Source organism: Desertibacillus haloalkaliphilus (assembly GCF_019039105.1).
In the GTDB taxonomy this organism is placed as follows: domain Bacteria; phylum Bacillota; class Bacilli; order Bacillales; family KJ1-10-99; genus Desertibacillus; species Desertibacillus haloalkaliphilus.
The window spans coordinates 1-26,592 of sequence record NZ_JAHPIV010000007.1; the positions used below are offsets into that span (position 1 = coordinate 1).

The window sequence follows — 26,592 nt, forward strand, 5'->3', positions numbered from 1 at the left end:
GACAAAAATACTCCCCCTAAGGTAAAACAGATTTTTATTTTTTAATCTGTCTACCCTAGAGGGAGCATATCAAAAGGCAAAAACTAACCTTTTGTCCCAGCTTCTTGTGTTTCATCTATTTCGTAACTTCTACAAGAAGATCACCTGTTGAAATGGCTTCACCACTTGATACAAATAATTCTTTTATTTCACCATCAAACGGAGCTTGAACCGTTGTTTCCATCTTCATTGCTTCAGTAATCATGAGGTGATCGCCTTTTTTCACACGATCTCCTTTTGTCACTAAGGTCTTCACTACCGTCCCAGGCATTGATGCACCAATTTGATTTGGGTTTGATTTATCAGCTTTTTGCTTAACGATAGAAGACGTCTTTACATTTTGGTCTTTAATCATAACCTCTCGGGGTTGACCATTTAATTCAAAGTAAATGATTCGATTTCCATCGTCTTGTGGTTTGGAAATTGATATTAGTTTCACAATTAATGTTTTCCCTTGTTCAATTTCCACTTCAATCTCTTCGCCTAAACGAAGCCCATAGAAAAATGTTGGGGTATCCAGTACTGATACGTCGCCAAACTGTTCTATAAACCGCTGATAATCCATAAATACTTTTGGATACAGAGCATAAGAGAGGTTATCGAAGCTTGTCACTTGACGGTCCAACGTATGATATAATGTTTCTTTTAGCTCTTCAAAATTCACTGGCTCCATATGTTCTCCAGGACGACCAATCAACGGTTCTTTCCCTTTTAAAATAATCTGCTGTAGCTTCTTCGGGAATCCTTGATATGGTTGACCAAGTTGTCCTTGGAAAAACTCAACGACTGAATCTGGGAAATCAAGGCTTTCCCCACGTTCATAAACATCATCTTCGGTTAAATCATTTTGGACCATATAAAGGGCCATATCTCCAACAACTTTAGATGATGGCGTTACTTTGACCACATCACCAAAAAGGTCATTCACGCGGCGATACATTTTCTTAACCTCATGCCAGCGATTTTTTAAGCCAACAGCTTTCGCCTGTTGTTGAAGATTACTATATTGACCACCTGGCATTTCATGTTCATATACCTCGGTATGTGGGGCATTCATACCACTTTCAAATCCACTATAAAATTTACGGGTTCCTTCCCAAAACTCACTTAATTGCTCGAATGCTTTGATATCAAGGTTCGGTTGTCTACTAGAGCCTGTTAGTGCATAGTAGAGACTATTCGCACTTGGTTGTGAGGTTAAACCCGCCATTGAGCTAACAGCTACATCGACAATATCTACCCCTGCCTCAATCGCTTTAGCATACATATAGACACCATTACCACTCGTATCGTGTGTATGCAAGTGGATTGGAATATCAATCGTTTCTTTTAAAGTTGATATTAACTGATATGCCGCTTCCGGTTTTAATAAACCTGCCATATCTTTAATACCGAGAATGTGTGCGCCGGCACCTTCAAGCTCTTTGGCCAAGTGTTTGTAGTAGTTTAGGTCATACTTTGCACGACTTGAATCTAGAATATCTCCTGTATAGCACATCGAAGCTTCAGCTATTTTACCAGACTCACCTACCGAGTCAATCGCCAGCGTCATCCCCTTCACCCAGTTAAGGCTGTCGAAAATACGAAAAACATCAATACCAGCTTCAGCTGATCGGCTAACAAATTCCTTAATGACATTATCAGGATAGTTCGTATAGCCTACAGCATTTGAAGCACGTAATAACATCTGGAATAAGACATTTGGTGCTTGTTTACGTAATGTTAACAACCGCTCCCACGGATCTTCATGAAGGAATCTCATTGAAACATCAAAGGTTGCCCCGCCCCACATTTCCATTGAGAAAAGATTAGGCAGTAATCGTGCCGTTGGTGCCGCAATTTGTTTTAAATCGTGCGTACGAATTCGCGTTGCTAGTAACGACTGGTGAGCATCCCGAAATGTGGTATCTGTTAAGAGAACTTCTTCTTGCTCTTTTACCCAGTTTGCCAAGCCAACTGGACCTTTTTCATCTAATATTTGCTTTGTTCCTAATGGCATCTGTTCAGAATACTTCACATCAGGAATCACGGGTTTATCAAATACAGGTTTTTTCTGTCTTTCTAGCCCAGGATATCCATTAATGGTTGTTTCACCGATAAATGATAACATTTTCGTTCCTCGGTCTTTCCGCTTCGGAAACACAAAAAGCTCAGGTGTTGTATCAATGAATGATGTATTGTATTCACCCGTTAAAAATTGACGGTGTTGAACAACATTTTCTAAAAATGAAATATTCGTCTTAATACCACGGATCCTGAACTCCCTTAAATTGCGGAGCATCTTTGCAGCAGCACTTTCAAACGTTAACGCCCACGTCGAAACCTTTACGAGCAACGAATCATAAAATGGCGTAATCACCGCACCTTGGAAACTGTTCCCCGCATCTAGTCTTACACCAAATCCTCCACCCGAGCGGTATGCCATGATTTTACCTGTATCAGGCATAAAGTTATTACTTGGATCTTCAGTCGTCACTCGTGATTGGATGGCAAATCCGTGACATTTAATATTCTGTTGTGTCGGTATTCCGAGCTTTTCTCCATGCAGTGGCTCGCCATCAGCAATTAATAGTTGTGATTGGACAATATCTACCCCTGTGACCATTTCCGTAATTGTATGTTCCACTTGTACACGTGGATTCACTTCAATAAAGTAGAATTCCCCTGTCTCTGTAACGAGAAACTCAACTGTACCGGCATTCACATAATTGATATGTTTTGATAACTGTACAGCTGCATCACATACCTCTTCACGAACATCCTGCTCTATAGAGACACTCGGTGCTACTTCGACCACCTTCTGATGGCGACGTTGCACCGAACAATCGCGTTCATATAAATGAATCGTGTTCCCATGCTTATCAGCTAAAATTTGCACCTCTATATGTTTTGGGTTTTCAATAAACTTTTCGATATACACCTCATCATTACCAAATGCAGATTTCGCTTCTGACTTTGCACGCTGAAACGCTTCTTCTGCCTCTTGGGCTGTGCGGACAATTCTCATCCCTCGTCCACCGCCACCTAACGACGCTTTAATAATGAAAGGAAAACCATGTTTTTCTGCAAAAGCTTGAACATCCTCAAAACGATGTACAGGTCCGTCACTACCAGGAATCACCGGCAAGTCTGCATTAATGGCCTGCTGACGTGCTTGCACCTTATCCCCGAACATGACGAGGTGTTCAGATTTCGGACCGATAAAGATCAGACCTTCTTCTTCACAACGCTTCGCAAATTCAATATTTTCTGAAAGAAACCCATAACCTGGATGAATCGCATCAACATCATTTTGTTTAGCAACCTGAATGATCCCTTCAATATCGAGATAAGCATCAATTGGCTTTTTTCCCTCACCAATTAAATAAGCTTCATCAGCTTTATAACGATGATAGGAGCCACTATCTTCCTTAGAATAAACAGCGACAGTACGAATATGTAATTCAGTGCATGCCCGAAAAATCCGTATTGCAATTTCCCCACGATTAGCCACTAGTACCTTATTAATGTTCTTTAAGCTATTCAAAGAATGTCCCCCTCACAAAATAGTGTTTCACTCTCATTTTATCGATGTTTGATGCGAAAGTCCAAGCTCTCTTATCAAAACATTCCAACTATTCAATCATACGGTCATCAGATGACCTATATCTCTATTGTATACGAACAAAACGATAATTTCAAATTATTTTAATATTTACATCCTTTCTAGGGTAAATAAAAACCAAGCTATGAACATATAGCTTGGTTAGGTTTATTTTCGAAGCGAAGCATCATGTAATTCAGCAAGTTTACGCTCCAATTCGGCTAACAAGTGTTTCCCAGCGTCCTCACTCACTAATTTTAAGCGAGTCGCAAAGTCAATCTCCCTTGATAATCCGAACATTTGTGTGTCTAGTACTTCTTCATATAGAGGACACTGTGGCATGGTTAAATTGTCCATCTGCACTTCGATCAACTTTAAGATCTTATCTGCATCGGCTTTAAGAAGGGCATATGCTTTTTCGCTATGTCCTGTCATTGTCTCGGTCGACAAGGTTGATCCCTCCTTTAAGAAAAATACCCTATACTTAATACTATCTGTTCACTTTAAAAATTGCAAGATTTTTAAAACAAACTCTTACGAAGCGGTTGGAAAGAGATCACTTCTATCAGGACTCTAATTAAAACATACTTAAATCAAAACGACTTGATAACGTTTCTAGCAATTTCATCCCGGCAATGCTGTTACCTTTTTCATCTAATGCAGGACCATAAATACCAATTCCTAATTTATGAGGAACAGCACCTAATATCCCTCCTGAAACACCACTTTTTGCAGGTATACCTACTCGAATCGCAAATTCACCAGATGCATTATACATCCCACATGTCACCATAAACGTCTTTACAATTCGCGCAATATGGAGAGGGATAATTTCACGTTGCGAAACAGGGTCCACACCTTCGTTGGCGAGAACATAGCCAATTTTCGATAGATCTTCACAGTCCATCTCGATGGCGCACTGCTTTGTATACAAGTCCATTAGCTCTTCTACTCCGCCATCAATACCACCGTGTTGCCTCATAAAGTAACATAACGCACGATTCAAATCCGCTGTTTCGAATTCTGAGGTTGCGACTTTTTCATTGTAAGTAATCGATGTGTTGCCTGTTAAATCGTGAATAAACTCAAGCAACCTTCCTAATTTGTCTTCTGTCCCTGCACCTGCAATCATATTCGTTACCGCTAGAGCTCCCGCATTAATCATCGGATTTAGCGGTTTCGATGGTTTGAGACTCTCTAGCTTTGCAATTGAATTAAATGGGTCACCCGTTGGTTCCATTCCCACTCTCGTAAACACCTTTTCAGCGCCATTATCAAGTAAAGCAAGGGCTAGCGAAAGAACCTTTGATACACTTTGTAATGTAAAGGTTTCTTCAACATTACCTGCGGATAGACACGTTCCATTTCCATCAAACATAGCAACAGCCAAATTGTTGGGGTCAGCTTCTCCTAACGCAGGTATATAGTCCGCCACTTTTCCATCTTTTGTATATTTTCGCGCTTGCGAAACGATCTCATATATATCATCGAAATTATCGCAAATCACAGACTCACTCCCTTTTTCCTCGATCGTTTACCATTAGCTTTTCCAAATGTGACAAAATGAATGATTCGAATTATACTAGAGAGAGAATTCATAAGTTTACAACTTATGACATGATTAAACAAAGGAGAAAGAGAGGGAGACGATGGAATTTATTATCGACATTACGGGTGATGTTGATCATCCATTAACAATTGACCCATCTGTATGGATTTTTGATGAGCGTAAAGTGGATCTCGATACATATTTTGATACAGAAAGGGAAGATGAATTAACCGCTTATAAAAAAGCAATTTCTGCTCAATGGGATCGTGAAATTACTGAGGGATCGAAGCCTCCGAGCCAAACAAATGAAAACCAAATCGACTATAACAAGCAACAGTTAATGAATGGATCATTCGGAATGCGCTTAGAACCCTTTTTAAAAAATGCAAAACCAAATGAAAATGCTACCATTGTTTCAATTGAAACCGCTGACAACAGTACGGTTGATGTTGCAATTGACAAAGCGTACTCACTCATTTTAGGCTTCTCCTATAAAGGTAAGCCACTTAAAGATGATGGCCCTGTACACATTTATTTTGATGATGGTTCAAATCGAGATCAACCCATTAAAAACGTCTTACGTTTACGTGTCAAATAATAAAAAAACAGCCAGGAATGAACCTGGCTGTTTTTTTATAATATATCAGCAGCTAACTGTGCTAATCCTGAGCGCTCACCTTTTTCTAATTTCACATGACCGCTCACTGTTTGGTCTTTAAACTTTTCGACGACATAAGTCAGTCCATTATTATATTCATCCAAATATGGGTGGTCTATCTGGGCTGGGTCTCCCATTAGAACAATTTTGCTCCCTTCCCCTACCCTTGTTAAAATCGTCTTCACTTCATGTTTAGTTAAATTTTGTGCTTCATCAATGATAATATATTGATCGGGGATACTTCGTCCACGGATATAAGTTAAAGCCTCAACTTGAATCGATCCCATCCCAGCAAGAATTTGATCAAGTTCCCCTGGCTTTTGCGCATTAAATAAATACTCTAAATTATCATAGATCGGCTGCATCCAAGGACGGAGTTTCTCCTCTTTTTCCCCCGGTAAAAAGCCTATATCTTTTCCAACTGGTACAACCGGCCTAGCTACGACTAACTTTTTATAATCACATAAATCTTCGGTTTGCAAAAGCCCTGCTGCAAGTGATAGTAATGTTTTCCCCGTCCCTGCTTTACCGATTAAGGTAACTAACTCAATATCGCGACGAAGAAGTAATTCGACCGCCATTTTTTGTTGCACATTACGTGCTCGAATCCCCCAAACATGATCATATTCTGAAACAAATCGTTTTACTTTTTTTCCATCCGGCTCCACTTTTCCGATTGCCGAACTGGAACTCCCTAAAGAATCCTTCATAATAATAAATTGGTGCGGATAAAACGGATGCTCAGCTAGCTCTGAAATGGCAAGCTCATTTGCAGAATAAAACTTTTTTAAAACGTCATTTTGTACATAAATTTCAACATATCCAGGATAAATATGGTTAAATTCAACGACACGATCACTTAAAAAGTCCTCTGCTTGTATACCTAAAGCATCTGCTTTCACCCTCACTAATGCATCTTTACTAACAAGGATAACTCGCTTTCCATCTTCCTTTTCATTTTCTTCTAACATTAAATTAAGCGCAACTGCAATAATACGGTTATCATTGGTCATATCAGCAAACGAGTGCTTCAATTTTTGAAATGAGCGATGGTTTAACTCAACTCGTATTTTACCACCGTTTTCCAACTGGACAGCTTCATGAAGTTTTCCTTTTCCTCGTAACCCATCCATAAACTTTGAAAATTGCCTCGCATTCCTACCAATTTCATCCATATACCTTTTTTTAGAGTCAATCTCCTCTAAAACGACGGCTGGAATGACCACTTCATTTTCTTCAAAAGCATAAATCGAATGTGGATCCTGTAGAATTACATTTGTATCCAAGACGTAGATTTTCCTCAATATCTCGCCTCCCGACTGATGTGTAGTGAACATTATAGTTACTAATATCCTATTCAAAAATTGATCATGTTGTTATCTAGACCTTGTACCAGTTGTTTACTATAAATGTATGTTGCATTGGATAAACTTAGACGAAAAAACCAACAATATAAACAAATAATCAATAGCTAGAAAGGACATCCATCATGAAAATCATTCAGATGATTGGGTATATCGTCTTAATAGGCATGATAACAGCCTGTCAATCCAGCCCTCCCGAACAACAAGAGCAACACGTGCAAAATATCGGCCAACAGGGCATGAGAGAGGTCGACCAAGCTCATGTTCGAGACTCACAAACCGTTGCCAATCACTTGTCAGAACTCGCTACCAACGTTAACGGTGTCAACCATGCGGTCACGGTTGTAGCGGGTCAATATGCGGTTGTTGGTCTAGATGTCAACGCTACTCTTGATCAATCGGAAGTGGGCGCCATAAAGTATCAAGTCGCAGAAAGCCTCCAAGATGACCCGTACGGCGACCATGTCGTTATTACTGCAGACACCGATATTCTTACCCGCTTGAGAGATATGCAATCAGAGATTGACAGAGGAAAACCTGCACACCTCTTTCTAGAAGAGCTCGCAAGCATCGTAGGACGACTCATGCCAATCACCTCACAGTGATACCATTTCAGTGTACTACCCCTTACTCCAATCTAAGGCGGTGCGAGTAAGCCTCCTTCTCTGATTAGCTCCCCGGCGGGCGCACTCCGCCCCTTCCCCCCAAAAAAAGAAAAAAGCTTAGTCTAAGACTAAGCTTTTTTGATCGCTTCCATTACTTGCTTATCTAATTTTGCTGCCGCTTGTGGGTCATATGTTTTTTCATATTTCGGCTCGACAGAAATTTTCGCACCATAGAACATAACATCTCGCACTTCTTTGATCGAGATCTCCACACAAGCTAATTTTAAAGGAACATCGTCTAACTTCTCAACCTTAACCTTAGCGTCACCTGCAATCGAATACGTCGAACCATTACCAATGACACTTAATACGACTCCCTCTTTTGCGTTGATATTTTCAACGATACGTGAACGATTATCAACAGCAAAGCGTACAGTTTCCTTGTCTGGTGCGTGAACCCATGAAATTGCACTTACGTTAGGTGCTCCCGTTTCATGATCAACCGTTGCGATTGTTACTAAACGCTCACTTTGAAGAAGCGGTAGTAATTCATCTGTTAATGTTTTTTCTACCTCATTTGCCATAGTTCATACCTCCGTTAAAATTAAGTAGCTTACAACTATACTATACCTACTTTTTACCAGAGATAAAACCGAAACGCATCAATTGATTTATTTTTTCTTGCAAACTCTATTATCCAGTAGCTGATACATGCTATACTGACTTCAAGAGATTGTGAGGTGTAGACATGAGGGTGAAATGTGTTATATGCGATCAGGTCAACACAATTGATGATTATGACCCATTAGCAAAAAAATTACGCAACCGTCCGATTCACACATATATGTGTCCAGAGTGTCACGAACGAATCAAACAACGTACAGAAGAACGAGCTGCAACAGGTAACTTTAGATTGTATCGAAGTAAGAAACGCGAATCAGATTGGTAACTGGTCTTTTCATTTAACTCGTTCATCTATACCCTGCTGCGAGTGTACGTATGCATTCCTGTCATTTAAAGCAGACCCTGCTCCTTAATAAACAGAAAAACGACGCAAGCTGCTGTTGCTTGCGTCGTTTTTCTGTTTATTCATTGTATTTTGGCTCAGCATTTATACTATCCAACAATGCGTCAATAAGTTCAATGGGGTACTGCTTTTTATGCTCTTCCCCCGCAATCCAGTAATGGACATAATATAGAACATCATCTTGAGTAATTTCAACCTTCTCAATTTCAAGATCGTTAGTCAGCATCTCATCGAAAAACTCATACGTATCCCTAGCCGCATCATCATCGGGACGCGCGTCAGCCACAACCTTAATCGACAACCAGTTATAAATAGCGTCTTGAATATTCATCGGCTTACCCCTCTGCCTCTTCTTTTTGTTTGCGAGCAAGATTAAACTTATACACACCAAGGATAATAGCTGCAACTATCAACGATTCTATGACAGGCATTCCGATCGCAAATATCGTAATCGGAATACAACCAACAAACAATGCGATATAGACGATTGCAGATTTTAGCACTGGAAGCTTTCTAGCAAAGCCTAGATTATACACGACAATTGATAAGATTACAATAATCGCATATAACATCCAAAATCCGAACACAGGATTTTGATCTATATTGACTAAGGCCGCGAACGTTGAAAGATCTTCTGGATTGACTTGAACTTCATCGATTTGCACTTCCTCCATTAGGCTCCTCCTTTAATCATATCTAATGAAGAACTTACATGAAAACCTATTTATTCGCAAGCTTTTTCTTCTTTTCAGCACGTTCACGCTCCGACTTATTTAGAAGTTTTTTACGTAAGCGAATGGATTCGGGCGTCACTTCACAGTATTCATCTTCATTCAAATACTCAAGCGCTTCCTCTAAAGTCATAATTCTCGGCTTCTTCATAGTCACCGTTTGATCTTTCGTCGCAGAACGAACATTCGTTTGCTGTTTCATCTTTGTAATATTTACGGACAAATCGTTATCACGAGTATGTTCACCTACAATCATACCTTCATAGATTTCTGTACCAGGTTCAACAAAAATGGTCCCACGGTCCTCGACTTGCATAATCCCATACTGTGATGCCTTTCCTGATTCCATTGACACAAGCACACCTTGGCGACGTCCACCGACTTGCCCTTGAGCAACAGGTTGATACCCATCAAAAGAGTGGTTAATAATACCGTATCCACGTGTTTGTGTTAAAAATTCAGTCGTATATCCAATTAAGCCACGTGCTGGGACTAAAAACTCTAAACGAACTTGTCCACTACCAGTGTTCGTCATGTTAAGCATTTCACCTTTTCTCGCACCTAATGACTCCATGACTGCACCTGTGTATTCATCTGGCACATCAATTTGTACGCGTTCTACAGGCTCACTCTTCACACCATCAATGTCTCGAATAATAACCTCTGGTTTTGATACCTGAAGCTCAAATCCTTCACGTCGTAAGTTTTCAATTAAAATCGATAAGTGAAGCTCACCACGGCCCGAGACAATCCAAATATCAGGGGAATCCGTATTCTCAACACGCAAGCTTACATCTGTTTCTAACTCCGCTCGTAACCGTTCTTCGATTTTACGACTCGTCACATATTTACCTTCTCTACCTGCAAATGGACTATTATTCACTAAAAATGTCATTTGCAGTGTTGGTTCGTCAATACGCAGTGTCGGCAATGGGTCTTGCTGTTCTACCGGGCAAACGGTCTCTCCAACATTTATTTCTTCCATTCCGGAAACAGCGATTAAATCTCCTGCTTTCGCTTCATCAATTTCAATTCGCTTCAAGCCAAGGAAACCGAAGATTTTTGTCACACGGAATTGTTTCACTGAACCATCTAATTTCATTAAGGCCACTTGTTCGCCGACCTTCATCGTTCCTCTAAACACGCGGCCAACCCCAATTCGCCCGAGGTAATCATTATAATCAAGCATTGTTACTTGAAATTGTAAAGGCTCTTCACTATTATCAATAGGCGCTGGGATTTCACTAACAATGGTTTCAAATAGTGCTGACATATTCTCGTCTTGCTGTTCGGGGTCCTCACTTGCTGTTCCATTGATGGCTGAAGCATACACAACAGGGAACTCTAATTGGTCTTCATCAGCACCTAGATCAATAAACAAATCAATGACTTCATCGACCACTTCCGCTGGTCGAGCAAAATCACGGTCAATTTTATTAACAACAACGATCGGCGTTAATTTTTGTTCTAATGCTTTTTTCAACACAAATCGAGTCTGTGGCATACACCCTTCATACGCATCAACAACAAGTAATACACCATCAACCATCTTCATGATTCGCTCAACTTCACCCCCGAAGTCAGCATGTCCTGGCGTGTCCATAATATTAATTCGCTTATCTTTATAGTTAATGGCAGTATTTTTTGCTAAAATCGTAATTCCGCGTTCTTTTTCAAGGTCATTTGAGTCCATCGCTCGCTCATCTACTTGTTCATTCTCTCTAAATGTTCCAGATTGCTGCAACAACTGGTCAACTAATGTCGTTTTCCCGTGGTCAACATGGGCAATAATCGCAATATTGCGTAAATCTTTACGAAGTTTCATTCTTTACAAATCGCTCCTTACCGTCTATTTGATAACTGTACTAGTATATCACAACAAAGCCCATATTCCTAAACAAATCTTTTTTGCAAGGGTAAGGATTATACAGTTTTATGACAATTCCACTTTATTCACAGTATTTTACTTATTTTTAATCACAAAAGGGTTTCTATCTACTTATTTAATCATGTAAACTAGAATGAGAACGAACATACTGCCATCATCGCTATATAAAAAAGGCGCTAGAAGGGAGGTCCTTATGAAAAAAGAAAATGTTTTATTTCTATCGTTAGCCATTTTCACTGTGATCAGCATTATGGCGATTGGTATTGCGATCGCCGAAAGAAGTGTTTTCATTTTTATTCTTGCACTCATTGGGGTTACTGCAGCTACAGGCTTTGGCTTTACACTTCGAAAAAAATTACGAGAACAAGAGGAGCAAAAAGCATCTCTAAAAGCGGAATGACAACATTGTCTATTCCGCTCTTTTTTATTTATTTGTTGTGAGCGAGCGTGTCAAAATGAGAAACTCCCTTTCCTTTAGATCTTTTTGAACGCCATATTGTTCAAACTGAAGGTGACCCAGGAAATCAAGCCACTCATAAGCTGAAATGGGGACGGCAGCAAAGAGAACCAGTTGCTCTTTTTTTCGAAAGCAAAGTTCGTCCACAACAGCTCGAGCTACCCCCCGACCTCGAAACAAAGGGGCAACGATAATTATCCCTAGCCATGGCTTATGGTTGGACTCTGCTTCATCTACATGAAACGTGACAGCAACACACGTATCATCTATCTCCCAAACGAGCCACTCACCTCCGAATTCCCTGACAGCTTCGTCCATATAGCTACTCCATTCGTCGTGCTCCACTTTCGATTGTCCCCATTCATAGGTTAACCATTGTGGCGATTGAGAAACGAACTGAACAACAGTATCAATATCAGAAGGATGCAGTGGCCTCGACCTTACTCGTCTTTCCATCGTTTAACAACAACACCCGTTTTTTCTTCAAGAGGGCGGATAACCGCTGATACATCCTCATCACTGTGCTCTTTTTTCGCTTTTGAAACCATCTCTTCTGCCAAGGTTGCGACCTGAACGGGAATATCAAGCCCTTTCGCTAAATCAAGAGCGAGGTTCATATCTTTATGAAGTAGCTTTACACTAAATCGTTGCTCAAACTGACGATCAAGAATCGCATCAACCGACCAATCCATGCTCTTTGAAAACCCTGAACTTTTTTTAATGATGTCATACAGAACAGCTGGATTCACGCCTGCCTTTTCTCCCATCACATAAGCTTCGGAAAGAGCTGCAGTGTGAACACCGACAAGCATATTATTGATCAGTTTAATCACGCTACCATTACCGGTTTGCCCCACATGAACGACATAATCACCGATTACGTTTAACACCTCGTATGCATGTGTAAATGTATCGTGATCACCACCACACATGATCGTTAGCGTCCCAGCTTTCGCTCCCATTGGACCACCACTTACAGGTGCATCAAGAAAGGACGCACCCTTTGCGGCTAATGATGTACTGACTTGTTTGTTAAGTTCAGGACTAACAGTCGAATGATCAATCACAATTTTGCCTTCCGTAGCCCCAGCAACTAAACCGTTGTCACCTTCATAAACATCGACCACGGTCTGAGGCAGTGGCAAACAAGTAAGAACAATATCGACTTGTTCAATTAGCTCTTTTGGCGACTCAGCTTCTTTTGCTCCGTGTGCCACCGCTTCATCAATCGGGGGACGACTGCGACTTACAACATATGTATCAAAACCCGCAGCAAGAATATTTTTCACCATCGGTAATCCCATCGTTCCTAACCCAATAAATCCTACTTTCATACTCTCATCTCCTCATTCCCTAAATTTTAAAATATCCTGATGGATTGTTGGATTGGCAACAAAAACTGAACTAGATTGTAAAATATTTAGCTCTTCTCCTGGATAGGTAGAATAAGTTCCTCCAACCTCATGTAGCAGAACTAACCCAGCAGCAAAGTCCCATGGTGATAGCCCCATGCTGATGTACCCATCCAATCGACCAGCTGCTACATAAGCAATTTCAATCGCCGCTGACCCATATGAGCGAACCCCACGCACAGTGTTAACAATATTAGCTAGCCTCTCACGGCCAGGAACACCGTCAGTCACTAACCAACCAGCATTTAAACCGATAATCGCTTTCTCTAATGACACCGGTTCCAATGGTGAAAGTGCTTCACCATTTAAATAAGCTCCGTGATTTCGTACCGCACTAAAAAATTCATTACCGATAACATTATAGATCATGCCGACCATACCGATACCGTTATGATAAACCGCTACTGAAATGGCAAAATTAAATTGTTGGTGGACAAAGTTTGTTGTACCATCAATGGGGTCAATAATCCAAACCGTCCCTTTCGTTGATGCCACTTCCTCCCCACTACCCTCTTCACCTAAAAATGAATGGTTAGGGTATTTTGCTTGTATCTTTTCTAGAAAAAAACGTTCAACATAGCGATCCATTTCGGTGACGAGATCATCAGGATTGGATTTCCATTCGACTTTAATATTTTCAGATAGTGATTCTTTTACAATATCGCCAGCCTCTCTTGTCCATTGTTCAGCTACCTTCTCGATTTCAGTCCAATCAATCCCATTCATAATAGTGCCGCCCCCTCGTTTTCTTTCTCTCGCTCATATGGTATATTATGACACAAAGGTGAACGGTAAGAAAATATTAAACTATTTATATTCGAAAAATTGCAAATTGACAACCACCTTAAGTGACTTACTATTATGTCTTCTCTATATCCAAAAAAAGTGAACCCCATGCAATAGGGCTCACTTGATTGATTCCTTTTTCACTTCTACACTTCGAGTTGGATTAATTCTTGCCTGAGCTTTTCTAATCGTTCCTTACTTGCATTCATTTCCTCTAAATTTTCCTCAAGCATCGCATCGTGTAGTGTTACCAGTTCATAATCAATTTCTAAACGAAGAACAGGGACTCTCTTTTCACCATCGGTTCTTTTAAACGTTTGAATTACTTGTTCCATGGAAACCTACACTCCTTTTTATTTAATATACAAAAAAAGGTGGAAGTAGAAAACTTATCTATTAACTAAATTTTCTGATTATTTAGTTTATATTTATTATAACATATGAGATTTATGTATGAAATGGTACATTTTCAAAACATTTATTTTTTCGTCGTTACTCACGCCCAGATTACAAAATTATCGTCCATTCGCATCATATGGTACACTTATTCTTATACGTTTATTCTATTTTGTAAAGGAGTTGTTCACATGGAGTTCAAAGGGTTTGATCGCATTGACTTTGATACATTTTCAATTGAGGGTCTTGACGAACGAATGGAGGCTATCCGCGGACGAATTCAGCCAAAATTCCAGGCAATCGGAGAGCAATTAAGTGGAGATGCCGCCGTTTTTGTTGGAAATGAGATGCATTTACATATCGCAAAACACGCACGCCGTACCGTAAATCCACCAAAAGATACGTGGTTAGCCCTATGCCACAATAAGCGCGGCTATAAAAAGCACCCTCACTTTCAAATTGGGTTATTTGATGATCACTTGTTTATCTGGCTTGCGTATATTTACGAATTACCTAATAAAAAGGAAATTGCACAAACCTTCCTTGATCATTTCGACACCTTAAACGATACCATTCCAAATGATTACGTACTTTCCATGGATCATACAAAGAAAGATGCCGAGTCAATGGGTGTATTATCAGCAGATGACTTCTCAAAGCGGCTAGAACGCTTTCGTGATGTAAAAAAAGCTGAATTTCTCATCGGACGACATATCGATAAAGATGATCCCATTCTAAAAGATGGCGAGCAATTTCTAGCATTGGCGCGAACAACATTTGAAACATTGACTCCCATCTACCGCATGTCATTTGTATAAGAACAAAAGGGGTGTCCTTAAAGGTTCATACCTTCTGGGACATCCCCGACATAACTTTGTCATCGCTACTTTACTACATCCCTTTTAGTTCCTGTCCATTTTAATCACATCGAGATTACTGTTCTCTCGCGCTTTCTTAACAGTATGGTAACATGACACCCCAGCATCCTCGTCGAATTGACGGCATAATTGCTTCTCTTCACTTTTACTCGGTACAATCTCTTTAAAGCGCTTGTATAGCCCTAATAGCCGTTCACGCTTTATCCCTTTGCTATAGGCCTGTTCAATGCCTTGAAAGAAATTCGTTACATCAATCACTTCTTGCTTACTCCAATCTAACGAAATCGGCATATTTATTCCCATAATCTTCACCACTTCTTTCTTTTTTCACTAGTTACTTTTATGTTTGCCTGAGAATCCACTTTGAGAATGCACACCCTTAACGTATGCCCATAATCCGAATATAAAAACACTGTAAGAATATCATATTTTCAACACATTATACAAAACCTAACATCTAAATCACTTCTACAGTAAAAATAATCTTTGAATTTCAACCTGCATTTGGTATACTCAATTTTGCTTTTTAGATTTTGATAAAAGAATGAGGTGACAATGGTGTCCCACCAAAAGCGTACGCCGTTATTTAGCGGCTTGGTCGAACATGCGAAGAAAAACCCTATCCAATTTCATATCCCTGGGCATAAAAAAGGAAATGGCACAGATTCTAACTTTCGATCATTTATCGGTGATAACGCCCTATCGATTGATTTAATTAACATTGGACCACTAGATGACTTACATCATCCACACGGTATTATTAAGGAGGCACAAGAACTTGCCGCAGAAGCTTTCGGGGCAGATCATACGTTTTTTTCTGTTCAAGGAACAAGCGGTGCCATCATGACGATGATTATGTCTGTCTGCGGTCCTGGTGATAAAATTATCGTCCCACGAAATGTTCATAAATCGGTGATGTCAGCAATTATTTTCTCAGGTGCTACCCCAATATTTATCCATCCTGAAATTGATAATCGTTTAGGGATTTCACACGGCATCACAACAGATGCTGTTGAAAAAGCACTTGAACACCATCCCGACGCGAAAGGTCTACTTGTCATTAACCCGACATACTTTGGGATCTCAGCGAATTTAAAGGAAATCGTGAATATCTGCCACCGCTATCACATACCGGTCCTCGTTGATGAAGCGCATGGTGTTCATATACACTTCCACAATAAACTCCCTTTATCGGCGATGCAAGCAGGGGCAGATATGGCTGCGACAAGTGTACATAAATTAGGTGGTTCGATGACCCAAAGTTCAGTCTTAAATGTTAAAGAAGGACTTGTATCCCCGACACGAATCCAGTCGATCATAAGTATGCTCACAACAACATCAACGTCATATTTGCTGCTTTCTTCTCTCGATACTGCTCGTAAGCAATTAGCTACGAATGGACATGAAATGATTGAAACAGCCTTACAATTAGCCGAACAAACAAGAAATGATATTAACCAAATTCAGGGTCTCTATTGTGTTGGACAAGAAATTATTGGCTCAAAAGCAACTTATGATTATGATCCAACCAAGCTGATCATTTCCGTAAAAGACCTCGGAATCACTGGTTACGAAGTCGAGGGATGGTTACGTGAGAATTATAACATTGAAGTTGAACTCTCCGACCTCTATAACATCCTGTGCATTGTTTCGTTTGGAGATACACGCCAAGAGACAACAACATTAGTTGAAGCACTATCGAATTTATCAAAGCTTCATGTCCACTCGATTGAAGCACGGCAGCCACATCCAGTGACTGTTCCTAACATTCCAACACTAGCCCTTTCGCCAAGGGATGCCTTTTATGCTGAAACAGAAGTCATTCCTTTCGAGAAATCAGCTGGTAGAATCATCGCAGAGTTTATCATGGTGTACCCACCTGGCATTCCGATCTTAAGCCCTGGAGAAATCATCTCTCAAGAAAACCTAGACTATATTAACGAAAATGTTAATGTCGGGTTACCTGTCCAAGGGCCTGAAGATGATCAATTGAACCAATTACGAGTCATCAAAGAACATCAAGCAATTAAATAAGACAAAAGGAAGGCGACAATAGATTGTCGCCTTCCTTTTGTCTTCAACATATTATCTGTTATTTCCCACCGTTTCATGTTTGCAATTCTCACACTCAGTACTTTTGGCGTAAAGCGTTGAAACCTTCTCCCCTTCAAAATGTTCAATTGTTTTTTCACAAGATTGGCAGACGATGATTCCCATGATTTACAACTCCCTTTTGTTTTTTGTAAGCGTTTAACGTTTTCTGTAATTCCATAATAATATGTCACATTAAAACTGTCAACTGCAAATTGTATAACACATTTATTTTTTTAGGTTTTATACTAATACCCAGATCAGAAGCACCTTTTATTAGACAGAAAAAAACAGCCCCTCGGTAGGGACTGTTCCTTTTATGTTTTAGCATTGAGATTAATATTGAGGTTCTAACGGTAAATTAGGTAACGTTTCATCAAAGAATGAAGCTAAATCCTCCGCCTCTTGTTTCGTTTTAATATGAAAGACATTTTGTAGATGCTTGACATCTTTAACGTCTTCCGCTGACAAGAGTGTTGATCGCCCCGTTTGCATGCAGATCACAAGAGGCTTACCAAAGAACATGTTTGTATAAACGATCCCAAAATCATAGCGGACCTCATCAGTTGTAAACCCAATAAACTGCACCTTCACATTTTCCTGCTCATCATATAAACGCTCAAACAAATTCATCAGCAACACCTCCGTTAAGATTTAATATTCTGAATTTTATTATAACGTAAATCCTTTAGGGGTGCAACTATTTATTTTAACATATCGTTGAATAATTTGTGAACATATTTGTCTCACAAACAGGAATTTTGATAATAAATATGATGAACTTCTATAAATCGAGTCACTTCTTTCACAAAGATAATATCCTCCTCCGTAAGAGGATATTCCATTTTGGGTGTTTCAATGACAAAGAATCCTTTTAAATGGTGCCCCTCAAAGAAAGGAGAAATGATACAGTTGCGGCTAGCCGTCTCTTGAACAAGTAAATGACTACGTATCGCACTTATACTTAACATCCCCTCACCAAAGCGCTCAAACCGACCTGGACTTACTTCCCCAACACTTGAACACAACTCAAAATGTGGAGGATGACTTATGTACAAACCAACAGCAAAGCCTTCGGTAAGGTGCTCTCCGATCGTCCAGACGATCCCTCTATAAAACTCAGTTAATGACTGTGCATAATCCAAGACTTGCCCAACCTCTAATCTTAATTCATCTAATAAATCCGATTTATTCATACTTGTACCCCCAAAAACATAATACACAATCAACGTACTCTATATGTATTTTTGAACATACACTCCTCAAATAGAATAACACGAAAGTAAACAATCGTGCATACAGTTTTCAAATTTGACAAGTCATATAAATTTATAGTTGTCAAAAAAACTTTGAAAGTGCTAAGATAATACTAGATAATGAAAACGCTTTTAGACGGGAGTGTCGTCAATGTCCAATCATGCCTACATAAAATTAGTCGAAGCATCATCACAACAGACCATTACGTTAGCTGAATTAAAAGACATTTTCACTTACTACAAGGGCATTACAACCAAAACAGGGGATCAATTAAGTTGGAATTACAGCGAAGCTGCTTTCCCATATGAGATTGTTGACTTACCAGAAGAAGATGGAGAATGGTTTTATTTAAAAAATAAAGATCAACCACGCTATAACTATATCGTTTTCGGAATCGGGAACGAAGAAATCAACACAGACGATGGTGAAACGAAGTCTCAAACATATATAGAAATTATTTTACCAGAGGGAGCCACTCACGGCGATAAGGCAAAAGCTAATGAATTTTGTAAGTTTCTTGGCAACAAATTAAAAGGTGAAGTCCACCTATTCAACAATCGTATTATGTATTACTACAAGCGTAAATAACAATAAAACACTTCGAGTTAGAATCACAATGTTACCTGTGGTTATAGACGAAAGGCTGCCTAAAGTGAATTTAGGCAGCCTTTTCTACAGCATGTATTATTTGGCTTGAAAAATACGAACGAGCACGTCTCTGACTTCTTCTTGGCTTAACGGCTTCCAGAATAACTCACCATATATTAATAAGTCTTGATGCAAATGGAGTTCAGACGAGTCTTGATTTACAGCTCCACTCGTCCCCGAATTTCCGACATACCCAATCACTGTGTCCTTATCAACAGGATCTCCTACCTGCAATGATTCAGGTACATCATCAAGATGAGCAAAACGGTTCATGACTCCGTGATCGTATTGTACCCAGACCTGTCTGCCTCGTAATCGATCAAAGATATACTCCGGGGTTTCTTCAAGAGCAGCTGTGAGCTTCAAATCATCGTTACGCTCCTCTGGAGAAGAATATTCCTCAAAGTCATGGTCTACACGAACAACAACCCCTTCAGCCATTGCATAGACAGGAGTGTCTGTACTAATATCTCCCCCAGAAGCAAAGTCATACCAGTCAATTCCTTCGTGATAACCGTTTCGGTATGCACGCTCAGCCCCAGGCAAATGACTCGAAATTGTACTGACCTCTGCATCTTTAATCGGCTTCTCTAAAAAGGATAAATAATCAACCATTTCATCTGCACCCCATTTTTCAAAACCGAAGTTTTCAGGTGGGCCTCCTACCTTTTCTACCGGACCAAACCAATCAAAAACAACAATTTCTTCTTCATAACCAATATCCAGGTTTAAACCCTTTTCCAAAAATGCAACAGGCAAATAGTGCTGCTGTTCTTCCTCACTCATCAGATAAATGTCTTCTGTAGGTAAATACTCACCATTTCGCTCTAATACAGGTACGCCCTCAATTAAATGATACTGATCATCGTGAATCGTCATCGTTAGCGTTCGGTGGATCTCATTATAAATAAAATCCCCGTCAACAATGTCGAATAAGTCATCTACAAGAAACCTTGCCTCATTCTCCGTTAATTCAATTGGAAGTTTCTCTTGATTGGTAGATTCCTGAGCATCGTCTGTTATCGAAGTCGTTCCTAACTCCGTTTCATGCTCAGCTACTTGCTTCTGTTCTTCACTTTGTTGACATGCTGTTAGTGCCATTACTAAAAAAAAGATTGTCATCCACTTCAAAACATCCACACAACTTTCTTTATTACGTTTCATTTGTCATTTTAAGTTTTTCTTCATTTTTTGACAAGATTCATCAGCAATTGTTAACAAAAAAGAAAAGCTATAAACCCAATTAAACTGGTTTTAGCTTTTCTTTTGAGACTCATTCATTCGATTTTATTTCTGTAGGATCTACGAATGTATAGCCTTGTTCCCGAATTCCTTTAATGATTTCTGGTAAGGCATCCTTTGTCCATTCACGGTCATGCATAAGTATATTTGCTCCATCTGAGAGTAGATTCGTATTGACCATAATATCTGCTAATGCATCTGCATCCATATATTCAGGCTCCCAATCATATCCGTACGTCCAATTCATCCATTGCATCCCTTCCTCCTTAGACACTTGTTTTGAAACATCTGTATTCGCTCCAAATGGTGCCCTGAAAAAACGTGGCCGTTCCCCTATAATTTCTTCAATTAAATCATTGAGGGCAACAATTTCCTCTCTCTGTTCTTCAGGTGCTAAATCACGCAAATTAGGATGAGTCATGGTATGGTTTCCAATTTGAAAGCCAAGCTCATGAATCGTTTTTAAGTGTTCACGACCCTCCTCATCCAAAAAGTGACCATTGATAAAAAAGATCGCGTTAACTCCTAACTCACTCAAGGTCTTAGCCATATCCACACTATAATTCTCAGGCGCATCATCAATGGTTAGCAAAACGACCTTTTTATCGGCATCATCAATTGGCTCAACCCGCCAATTGCCTTCATTAATTCTATACCGCGGTTCTAGTTGCCGTTCATCGACCTCTTCAAACTCTTCGGGATTATATTCATCTTGTTCACTTTTTTCTACAACTTCCTCAAGCTCTAGATCTTGCTCTTTTTCGACAGCTTCATTTGTCTGGTTAGTTCCTTCAGCTTCTGGCTGTGGAAGATCAGTTCCTGTTTGACAGCCAACAAGCAGAATAACCATCATCATTGTAACTAAACATTTGCTCATTATCTCCCCTCCTCGCTATTCTCACCATTCTCCCTGTGCTCAAAGAGAATTCACTTTACACAATACCATACTTTTCTAAATAACTGGCCTCTGTTACCACTAGTTACTACTTATGACAATTTTTATTGTATAACTTTATTGTCTCCTTCTCATACTAACGTTAAATCTCACAACAAGGTAAAGGTGAGTTGCATGAAACATTCAAAATTAATAGGTAGACGTGTAATAAAAACAGGTGTAGCCGTCTTTATTACAGCTTGGATTTGTAGAACATTTGATTTACCGGTCATGTTTGCCGTTATTACTGCGATTGTGACAACAGAGCCCACAGCTGCTGACTCGATTAAAAAAGGGATTGTTCGCTTGCCTGCAGCAGCAATTGGTGCATTATTTGCTATTGTATGCGACCTCTTGATTGGGCATTCAGCACTCACATATGCAATGGTTTCGATGTTAACGATCGTTGCTTGTTATCGCTTCAAACTCGATTATGGTACGCTTGTTGCAACGTTAACAGCTGTTGCCATGATCCCAGGAACGAGCGAAGGTTTTTTCATTGACTTTTTCACACGATTATCTGGGACGTCTATTGGGATTATTGTCTCTACTCTCGTGAATTTTGTTGTTTTACCACCGAAATTTGGCCCGATTGTCGTTCATAAAGTGAACCAATTATTTATAGATACAGCAAAGGAAATATATCAATATACCGAGCAATTCCCTGCTGTCTCGTTAGAAGACAGCAATCCAATTGTACATTACCGAACGTTAAGTCAAGAGATCGATAAAACGTACCAATTAACCACATTCCAATACGACGAATGGAAATATAGGAAATTTCATTTAAATGAAAAACGGTCATTTCAATTCCTGCAAAAGAAACTTCATATTTTGCAAAAAACGATCTCTCACATCGGTAACTTACGTTTCATTGAAATATCAAAACAAGAATTATCAAGGAAGGACATTAAAGTCATTCAATCCTCATGTGAAGCGGTTGCAATGATTTTTGAAGACCCTCTTCACTCTATTACTGCAGAACAAAACAGTCATATCAATGAAATGAAAACGTACCTTACAAAACGATTACAGTTCGAACAGCATACAAATACGCTTCACCCAGTTACGATGGTGTTTTATGAGCTACTGTCGCTCCTTTTAGTCGCCGAGCAGTTATCAGAGCTAACGATTAAAGAAAAACAATTCTCAAATAATGAAACAACATATCCGAAGTACATTTTTCAAAATCAGGTACAATACGATTAACTGAACTTCGAACCTATTGAAGACCATTTGGCTAACGACAAGATTCGGCACTGTTTTACACTTTTTAATTGTTTCATAGACTATAATATGTTATTTTAGGTAGGGTCATGAAGCACCAAGTGTCGTTGAACGTTAGAAAGGTGGTCTTTATTTTTGAAGAAGTTAACTCCTGTATTTTTTATTGCTGTTCTAATAGCAATAGCATTTATTTTGTGGGGTGTCATTGCTCCTCAGCACTTAGATACAGTAACAAGTAACATTCAAGGATTCATTACAGAACAGTTTGGTTGGTTTTATTTATTAGCGGCTTCAGGGTTTTTAGGTTTTGCGATCTTCCTGATTTTTAGTCGCTACGGAAAAATTAAATTAGGTAAAGATGATGATGAACCAGAATACAATTTTCTTACTTGGTTCTCATTTTTGTTTACGGCTGGCATGGGGATTGGGCTCGTCTTTTGGGGAGTCGCAGAGCCGATGAATCACTTTTACGCCCCACCAACCGGTGATCCTGAATCAACCGGTGCTGCAAGTGCCGCATTAACCTATTCTTTTTTCCATTGGGGATTACACCCATGGGCAATTTATACCATTGTCGCTTTGGCACTTGCTTATTTCAAATTTAGACTTGGCGCTCCAGGTGTGATAAGTGCCGTATTTCACCCGCTCTTAGGTGATCGAGTTAAAGGTCCAATTGGGACAACGATTGATGTTATCGTTGTGTTCGCAACGATTTTCGGTGTTGCGACTTCCCTTGGACTAGGTACCGCTCAAATTGCTGGTGGCGCTGCTCACATTGTTCCAGGAATCTCGAATACAATTTGGACGCAAATGATTATTATTATAATCGTTACAATTCTCTACATGCTTTCATCTTTAACAGGTTTAAACAAAGGAATTCGCATACTAAGTAAAACAAACATTTACTTAGCGATTGCATTGTTACTTTTTTTATTGTTCGCTGGTCCAACAAACTTCATTATGAACGTATTTACACAAACAATTGGAAGTTATATTCAAAATTTAGTTGGTATGAGCTTCAGACTCGATCCATTTGATCCAGAGACAAGCTGGGTACAAGGATGGACGATCTTCTATTGGGCGTGGTGGATTGCGTGGGCACCATTCGTAGGTTCATTTATAGCCCGTGTTTCTAGAGGTAGAACAATACGAGAATTTGTTATTGGTGTACTTGCTGTTCCGACGGTTTTCGGTGCCCTATGGTTCTCTGTTTTTGGAGGAACAGCCATTAGTTTAGATCTTTATGGCAACGGTGGAATCATGGAAGTCATAAATACAGAAGGAATGGAAATGGCATTATTCTCTGTGTTACAACAATTCCCACTTGGTACATTTATGTCGATCGTTGCTGTGCTTTTAATTGCATCTTTTTTCATTACATCAGCCGATTCAGCGACATTTGTTTTAGGGATGCAAACCACGAATGGAAGCCTCTATCCGCCTAATTCAGTAAAAATCATCTGGGGAATTATTCAATCCGCAGCTGCGGCTGTTTTATTATGGTCTGGCGGGTTAAACGCGTTACAAACGGCATCGATCATCGCTGCCTTCCCATTTGCGATTATCATGATCTTTATGATTATTTCTTTAGTCATCGCCCTACGCAAGGAAATAACCTCAACAAAAAAACATAAGTAGCATCCGATATCTAACTCGAGACAAAACTAATTAAAATATTAGCAATGGCTTCACTCGCCACATGCCCGATGTGAGAAACACACTCACATCGGGCTTTTTAAAAGTAGTGGCGGTTACGCTCACTACTTCGAGGCTAGGACAAAAAAGGTAAAACCCAACCTTTTGGTCCTAGCCTCTTACTTTGAGAGCTATTATTCTTCATTGCTACTATTGCGTTTCTATTTGATTACATTTTTGTTACTATGGTTTTTACAACAACAACTCATGGTAAAATAAAGGAACGATAGAATGCTCGTCAAAGGAAGTGAATTACTTTATGAAGCGTCATCTTTCTTATTTTATTTTAACGTCACTTATAGTCACTTCTGGTTGTTGGTCAAGCAATGCAGATGCCGATCACGACATCTTACCATCAGACGGAGAAAAAATGACCGTACTGTTTTCAAATGAGAATTCACTTCAAGATGAAAGCAATTTTTATGATGCCATTCTCGAAATCCAACAACGAGAGCCTAGTATCTCTTCGGTTAAAATTGTCTATGCGACAGATCGAAGCCTTGTACAGCAATATGAGATCTCTGAATATCCAACGTTATTAGTATTCTACGGTGGAGAGATTTGCGTACGAATGGAAGGAGCCCACCCAAAACGCGAAATTATTGAAACACTAGAACAAGCCTATCAACTTACTGATGCTACCATACACTAAACTTTAACATCAATAAAAAATGCGTCCTCTTCAAAAAGAGAACGCATTTTTTGATTTCTTATTTTACGATATGAATTGGTGAACCTATAGCAACTTCTGCTGCTTCCATTGTTACCTCACCTAATGTTGGATGAGCATGAATCGTCATCGCAACATCTTCAGCCGTCATACCCGCTTCAATCGCAAGACCAATTTCAGCGATAACATCTGAGGCATTTGGACCTGCAATTTGACCACCAATTAATAAGCCATCTTCTTTACGAGTAATTAGCTTCATAAATCCATCAGTATCATTTAGAGATAACGCACGACCATTTGCACCAAATGGGAATTTAGAAGCAACAACATCAAAGCCAGCTTCTTTTGCTTCTTTTTCATCATAACCGACGCTTGCTAATTCAGGGTCAGAGAATACAACGGCAGGAATTGCTAAATAATCGATTTCTGCTGCTTCTCCACTGATCGCTTCAGCGGCAATTTTTCCTTCATAAGAAGCTTTGTGTGCAAGTGGTGGTCCTGCAACGACATCACCAATTGCATAAATACTACCTTTGTTGGTACGGCATTGTTTGTCAATCTTAATTAAACCTCTATCATCTAACTCAACGCCTGCTTGCTCAAGTCCTAATTCATCTGTATTTGGTTTACGACCTACAGTTACAAGGCAATAATCAGCTTCAAAAACTTCTTCTTTCCCTTTAACTTCTGCTGTAACTTTTACACCATCAGCCGTTTCTTCGACACCTTTTGCCATTGCTTTCGTATGAATCGTCACACCGTTTTTCTTTAAGCGACGGGCAACAAGTTGACTCATTTGCTTTTCAAACCCTGAAAGAATTTGACTGTCACCTTCTAAGACAACAACTTCCGTCCCCATGTTTGCATAAGCACCACTTAATTCAATTCCAATATAACCGCCACCGATGACAACCATTTTCTTCGGAACTTCTTTTAATGAAAGAGCACCTGTTGAATTAATCACGCGATCACTGTATTTAAACGATGGTAATTCAATTGGGCGTGAGCCAGTAGCAACGATTGCATTTTTGAACTTATACGTTTGAGTTGTATACTCATCTTTCATAACACGAACTGTATTTTCATCAACGAAGAAAGCTTCACCTTTAATAATTTCAACTTTATTTCCTTTTAAAAGCCCTTCAACTCCACCTGTTAATTTATTAACAACAGAAGCTTTCCACTCTTGAACTTTAGAGAAATCAAGTGAAACATTTTCAGCAGTGATCCCCATGTCATCAGAATGCTTAGCATGGTGATAACGATGGCCTGCTGAAATTAATGCTTTAGAAGGGATACACCCTACATTTAGGCAAACGCCACCCATGTTGTCCTTTTCAACAATCGCTACTTTTTGTCCAAGTTGTGCCGCGCGAATAGCAGCAACATATCCCCCAGGACCTGAACCGATAATCAGCGTATCTAATTCTTCTGCGAAATCGCCTACTACCATTA

29 protein-coding genes are annotated in these 26,592 nt (G+C 39.6%); 10 read left to right on the forward strand and 19 right to left on the reverse strand.

All coding sequences use genetic code 11. The features are described 5' to 3' along the window. Positions 1-115 precede the first annotated feature (115 nt). The 3 genes from pyc to glsA all read right to left on the reverse strand — a co-directional run bounded on the left by pyc (position 116) and on the right by glsA (position 5,129). Positions 116-3,565: a pyruvate carboxylase gene (gene pyc / locus KH400_RS08920; protein WP_217224070.1), complete on the reverse strand. Its 3,450-nt coding sequence runs from the start codon at positions 3,563-3,565 to the stop codon at positions 116-118. 225 nt (positions 3,566-3,790) lie between these two features. Beyond that, a complete protein-coding gene (locus tag KH400_RS08925) occupies positions 3,791-4,072 on the reverse strand; it encodes an Fpa/YlaN family protein (RefSeq protein WP_217224072.1) in 282 nt (93 codons plus the stop codon). Positions 4,073-4,199: 127 nt separating this feature from the next. Then, a complete protein-coding gene (glsA, locus tag KH400_RS08930; protein ID WP_217224073.1) occupies positions 4,200-5,129 on the reverse strand; it encodes a glutaminase A in 930 nt (309 codons plus the stop codon). A 142-nt stretch (positions 5,130-5,271) separates the two neighbouring features. On the opposite strand from glsA, the gene KH400_RS08935 reads away from it, so the two are divergent. Beyond that, complete coding sequence (locus KH400_RS08935) at positions 5,272-5,769, forward strand: peptidyl-prolyl cis-trans isomerase (protein WP_217224074.1); 498 nt, start codon at positions 5,272-5,274, stop codon at positions 5,767-5,769. Positions 5,770-5,804: 35 nt separating this feature from the next. Here KH400_RS08935 and KH400_RS08940 read toward each other — a convergent pair whose 3' ends face one another. Next, a complete protein-coding gene (locus KH400_RS08940; protein WP_217224075.1) occupies positions 5,805-7,133 on the reverse strand; it encodes a PhoH family protein in 1,329 nt (442 codons plus the stop codon). A 185-nt stretch (positions 7,134-7,318) separates the two neighbouring features. Between KH400_RS08940 and KH400_RS08945 the strand changes: the two genes are divergently transcribed. Beyond that, positions 7,319-7,798, forward strand: coding sequence for a YhcN/YlaJ family sporulation lipoprotein (locus KH400_RS08945; RefSeq protein WP_217224076.1), 480 nt, complete (start codon positions 7,319-7,321; stop codon positions 7,796-7,798). Between the two features lie 128 nt (positions 7,799-7,926). Here KH400_RS08945 and KH400_RS08950 read toward each other — a convergent pair whose 3' ends face one another. Continuing rightward, the gene (locus tag KH400_RS08950; RefSeq protein WP_217224077.1) at positions 7,927-8,382 is read right to left on the reverse strand and encodes a pyridoxamine 5'-phosphate oxidase family protein; all 456 of its coding nucleotides are present in this window, start codon (positions 8,380-8,382) and stop codon (positions 7,927-7,929) included. Between the two features lie 164 nt (positions 8,383-8,546). Between KH400_RS08950 and KH400_RS08955 the strand changes: the two genes are divergently transcribed. Further along, positions 8,547-8,747 (forward strand): YlaI family protein, encoded by a 201-nt coding sequence (locus tag KH400_RS08955; RefSeq protein ID WP_217224079.1) that lies wholly within the window; start codon positions 8,547-8,549, stop codon positions 8,745-8,747. Between the two features lie 136 nt (positions 8,748-8,883). Here the strand turns inward: KH400_RS08955 and KH400_RS08960 are convergent, their stop codons facing one another. Genes KH400_RS08960 through typA form a run of 3 tightly spaced genes read right to left on the reverse strand, consistent with a single transcriptional unit; the run spans position 8,884 to position 11,381 of the window. Continuing rightward, positions 8,884-9,156 carry a hypothetical protein gene (locus KH400_RS08960; protein ID WP_217224080.1) on the reverse strand — a complete coding sequence of 91 codons (273 nt, stop codon included), beginning with the start codon at positions 9,154-9,156 and terminating at the stop codon, positions 8,884-8,886. Positions 9,157-9,160: 4 nt separating this feature from the next. Then, positions 9,161-9,499, reverse strand: coding sequence for a YlaH-like family protein (locus KH400_RS08965; RefSeq protein ID WP_217224081.1), 339 nt, complete (start codon positions 9,497-9,499; stop codon positions 9,161-9,163). 46 nt (positions 9,500-9,545) lie between these two features. Beyond that, complete coding sequence (gene typA, locus KH400_RS08970) at positions 9,546-11,381, reverse strand: translational GTPase TypA (RefSeq protein WP_217224082.1); 1,836 nt, start codon at positions 11,379-11,381, stop codon at positions 9,546-9,548. A gap of 256 nt (positions 11,382-11,637) precedes the next feature. On the opposite strand from typA, the gene KH400_RS08975 reads away from it, so the two are divergent. Beyond that, entirely contained in the window at positions 11,638-11,844 is a 207-nt protein-coding gene (locus KH400_RS08975; RefSeq protein ID WP_217224083.1) for a DUF5325 family protein, read from the forward strand. Positions 11,845-11,868: 24 nt separating this feature from the next. Here KH400_RS08975 and KH400_RS08980 read toward each other — a convergent pair whose 3' ends face one another. From KH400_RS08980 to KH400_RS08995, 4 genes are all read right to left on the reverse strand, one after another. After that, positions 11,869-12,357, reverse strand: coding sequence for a GNAT family N-acetyltransferase (locus KH400_RS08980; RefSeq protein ID WP_217224084.1), 489 nt, complete (start codon positions 12,355-12,357; stop codon positions 11,869-11,871). Continuing rightward, a complete protein-coding gene (locus KH400_RS08985; RefSeq protein WP_217224085.1) occupies positions 12,342-13,235 on the reverse strand; it encodes an NAD(P)-dependent oxidoreductase in 894 nt (297 codons plus the stop codon). The genes KH400_RS08980 and KH400_RS08985 overlap by 16 nt, the downstream gene beginning before the upstream one ends. 12 nt (positions 13,236-13,247) lie before the next feature. Then, positions 13,248-14,039 carry an inositol monophosphatase family protein gene (locus KH400_RS08990; protein WP_217224087.1) on the reverse strand — a complete coding sequence of 264 codons (792 nt, stop codon included), beginning with the start codon at positions 14,037-14,039 and terminating at the stop codon, positions 13,248-13,250. 206 nt (positions 14,040-14,245) lie between these two features. Next, the gene (locus tag KH400_RS08995) at positions 14,246-14,434 is read right to left on the reverse strand and encodes a YkzI domain-containing protein (protein WP_217224088.1); all 189 of its coding nucleotides are present in this window, start codon (positions 14,432-14,434) and stop codon (positions 14,246-14,248) included. 252 nt (positions 14,435-14,686) lie between these two features. Here KH400_RS08995 and KH400_RS09000 point away from each other — a divergent pair, with 252 nt between their 5' ends. Continuing rightward, entirely contained in the window at positions 14,687-15,313 is a 627-nt protein-coding gene (locus KH400_RS09000) for a YktB family protein (RefSeq protein WP_217224089.1), read from the forward strand. Between the two features lie 84 nt (positions 15,314-15,397). Here KH400_RS09000 and KH400_RS09005 read toward each other — a convergent pair whose 3' ends face one another. After that, the gene (locus tag KH400_RS09005) at positions 15,398-15,676 is read right to left on the reverse strand and encodes a UPF0223 family protein (protein WP_217224090.1); all 279 of its coding nucleotides are present in this window, start codon (positions 15,674-15,676) and stop codon (positions 15,398-15,400) included. Positions 15,677-15,928: 252 nt separating this feature from the next. Between KH400_RS09005 and KH400_RS09010 the strand changes: the two genes are divergently transcribed. Then, positions 15,929-17,407, forward strand: coding sequence for an aminotransferase class I/II-fold pyridoxal phosphate-dependent enzyme (locus tag KH400_RS09010; protein ID WP_217224091.1), 1,479 nt, complete (start codon positions 15,929-15,931; stop codon positions 17,405-17,407). Positions 17,408-17,458: 51 nt separating this feature from the next. Here the strand turns inward: KH400_RS09010 and KH400_RS09015 are convergent, their stop codons facing one another. The 3 genes from KH400_RS09015 to KH400_RS09025 form a co-directional block, all read right to left on the reverse strand. Further along, a complete protein-coding gene (locus KH400_RS09015; RefSeq protein ID WP_217224092.1) occupies positions 17,459-17,590 on the reverse strand; it encodes a GapA-binding peptide SR1P in 132 nt (43 codons plus the stop codon). A gap of 210 nt (positions 17,591-17,800) precedes the next feature. Next, entirely contained in the window at positions 17,801-18,097 is a 297-nt protein-coding gene (locus KH400_RS09020; RefSeq protein ID WP_217224093.1) for a DUF3055 domain-containing protein, read from the reverse strand. 113 nt (positions 18,098-18,210) lie between these two features. Next, entirely contained in the window at positions 18,211-18,660 is a 450-nt protein-coding gene (locus KH400_RS09025; protein WP_217224095.1) for a hypothetical protein, read from the reverse strand. Positions 18,661-18,871: 211 nt separating this feature from the next. On the opposite strand from KH400_RS09025, the gene KH400_RS09030 reads away from it, so the two are divergent. Then, positions 18,872-19,309 carry a DUF1885 family protein gene (locus tag KH400_RS09030; protein ID WP_217224097.1) on the forward strand — a complete coding sequence of 146 codons (438 nt, stop codon included), beginning with the start codon at positions 18,872-18,874 and terminating at the stop codon, positions 19,307-19,309. 96 nt (positions 19,310-19,405) lie between these two features. Here the strand turns inward: KH400_RS09030 and KH400_RS09035 are convergent, their stop codons facing one another. Beyond that, complete coding sequence (locus tag KH400_RS09035; protein WP_217224098.1) at positions 19,406-20,491, reverse strand: M23 family metallopeptidase; 1,086 nt, start codon at positions 20,489-20,491, stop codon at positions 19,406-19,408. Between the two features lie 151 nt (positions 20,492-20,642). Next, positions 20,643-21,488 (reverse strand): polysaccharide deacetylase family protein, encoded by an 846-nt coding sequence (locus KH400_RS09040; protein WP_217224099.1) that lies wholly within the window; start codon positions 21,486-21,488, stop codon positions 20,643-20,645. A 192-nt stretch (positions 21,489-21,680) separates the two neighbouring features. Between KH400_RS09040 and KH400_RS09045 the strand changes: the two genes are divergently transcribed. The 3 genes from KH400_RS09045 to KH400_RS09055 all read left to right on the forward strand — a co-directional run bounded on the left by KH400_RS09045 (position 21,681) and on the right by KH400_RS09055 (position 25,119). Next, positions 21,681-22,754 (forward strand): FUSC family protein, encoded by a 1,074-nt coding sequence (locus KH400_RS09045; RefSeq protein ID WP_217224100.1) that lies wholly within the window; start codon positions 21,681-21,683, stop codon positions 22,752-22,754. A 153-nt stretch (positions 22,755-22,907) separates the two neighbouring features. After that, the gene (locus KH400_RS09050; protein ID WP_217224101.1) at positions 22,908-24,410 is read left to right on the forward strand and encodes a glycine betaine uptake BCCT transporter; all 1,503 of its coding nucleotides are present in this window, start codon (positions 22,908-22,910) and stop codon (positions 24,408-24,410) included. A gap of 316 nt (positions 24,411-24,726) precedes the next feature. After that, complete coding sequence (locus tag KH400_RS09055) at positions 24,727-25,119, forward strand: thioredoxin domain-containing protein (protein ID WP_217224102.1); 393 nt, start codon at positions 24,727-24,729, stop codon at positions 25,117-25,119. 58 nt (positions 25,120-25,177) lie between these two features. On the opposite strand, the gene lpdA is transcribed toward KH400_RS09055, so the two are convergent. Next, positions 25,178-26,590: a dihydrolipoyl dehydrogenase gene (gene lpdA / locus KH400_RS09060; RefSeq protein WP_217224103.1), complete on the reverse strand. Its 1,413-nt coding sequence runs from the start codon at positions 26,588-26,590 to the stop codon at positions 25,178-25,180. Positions 26,591-26,592 lie beyond the last annotated feature (2 nt).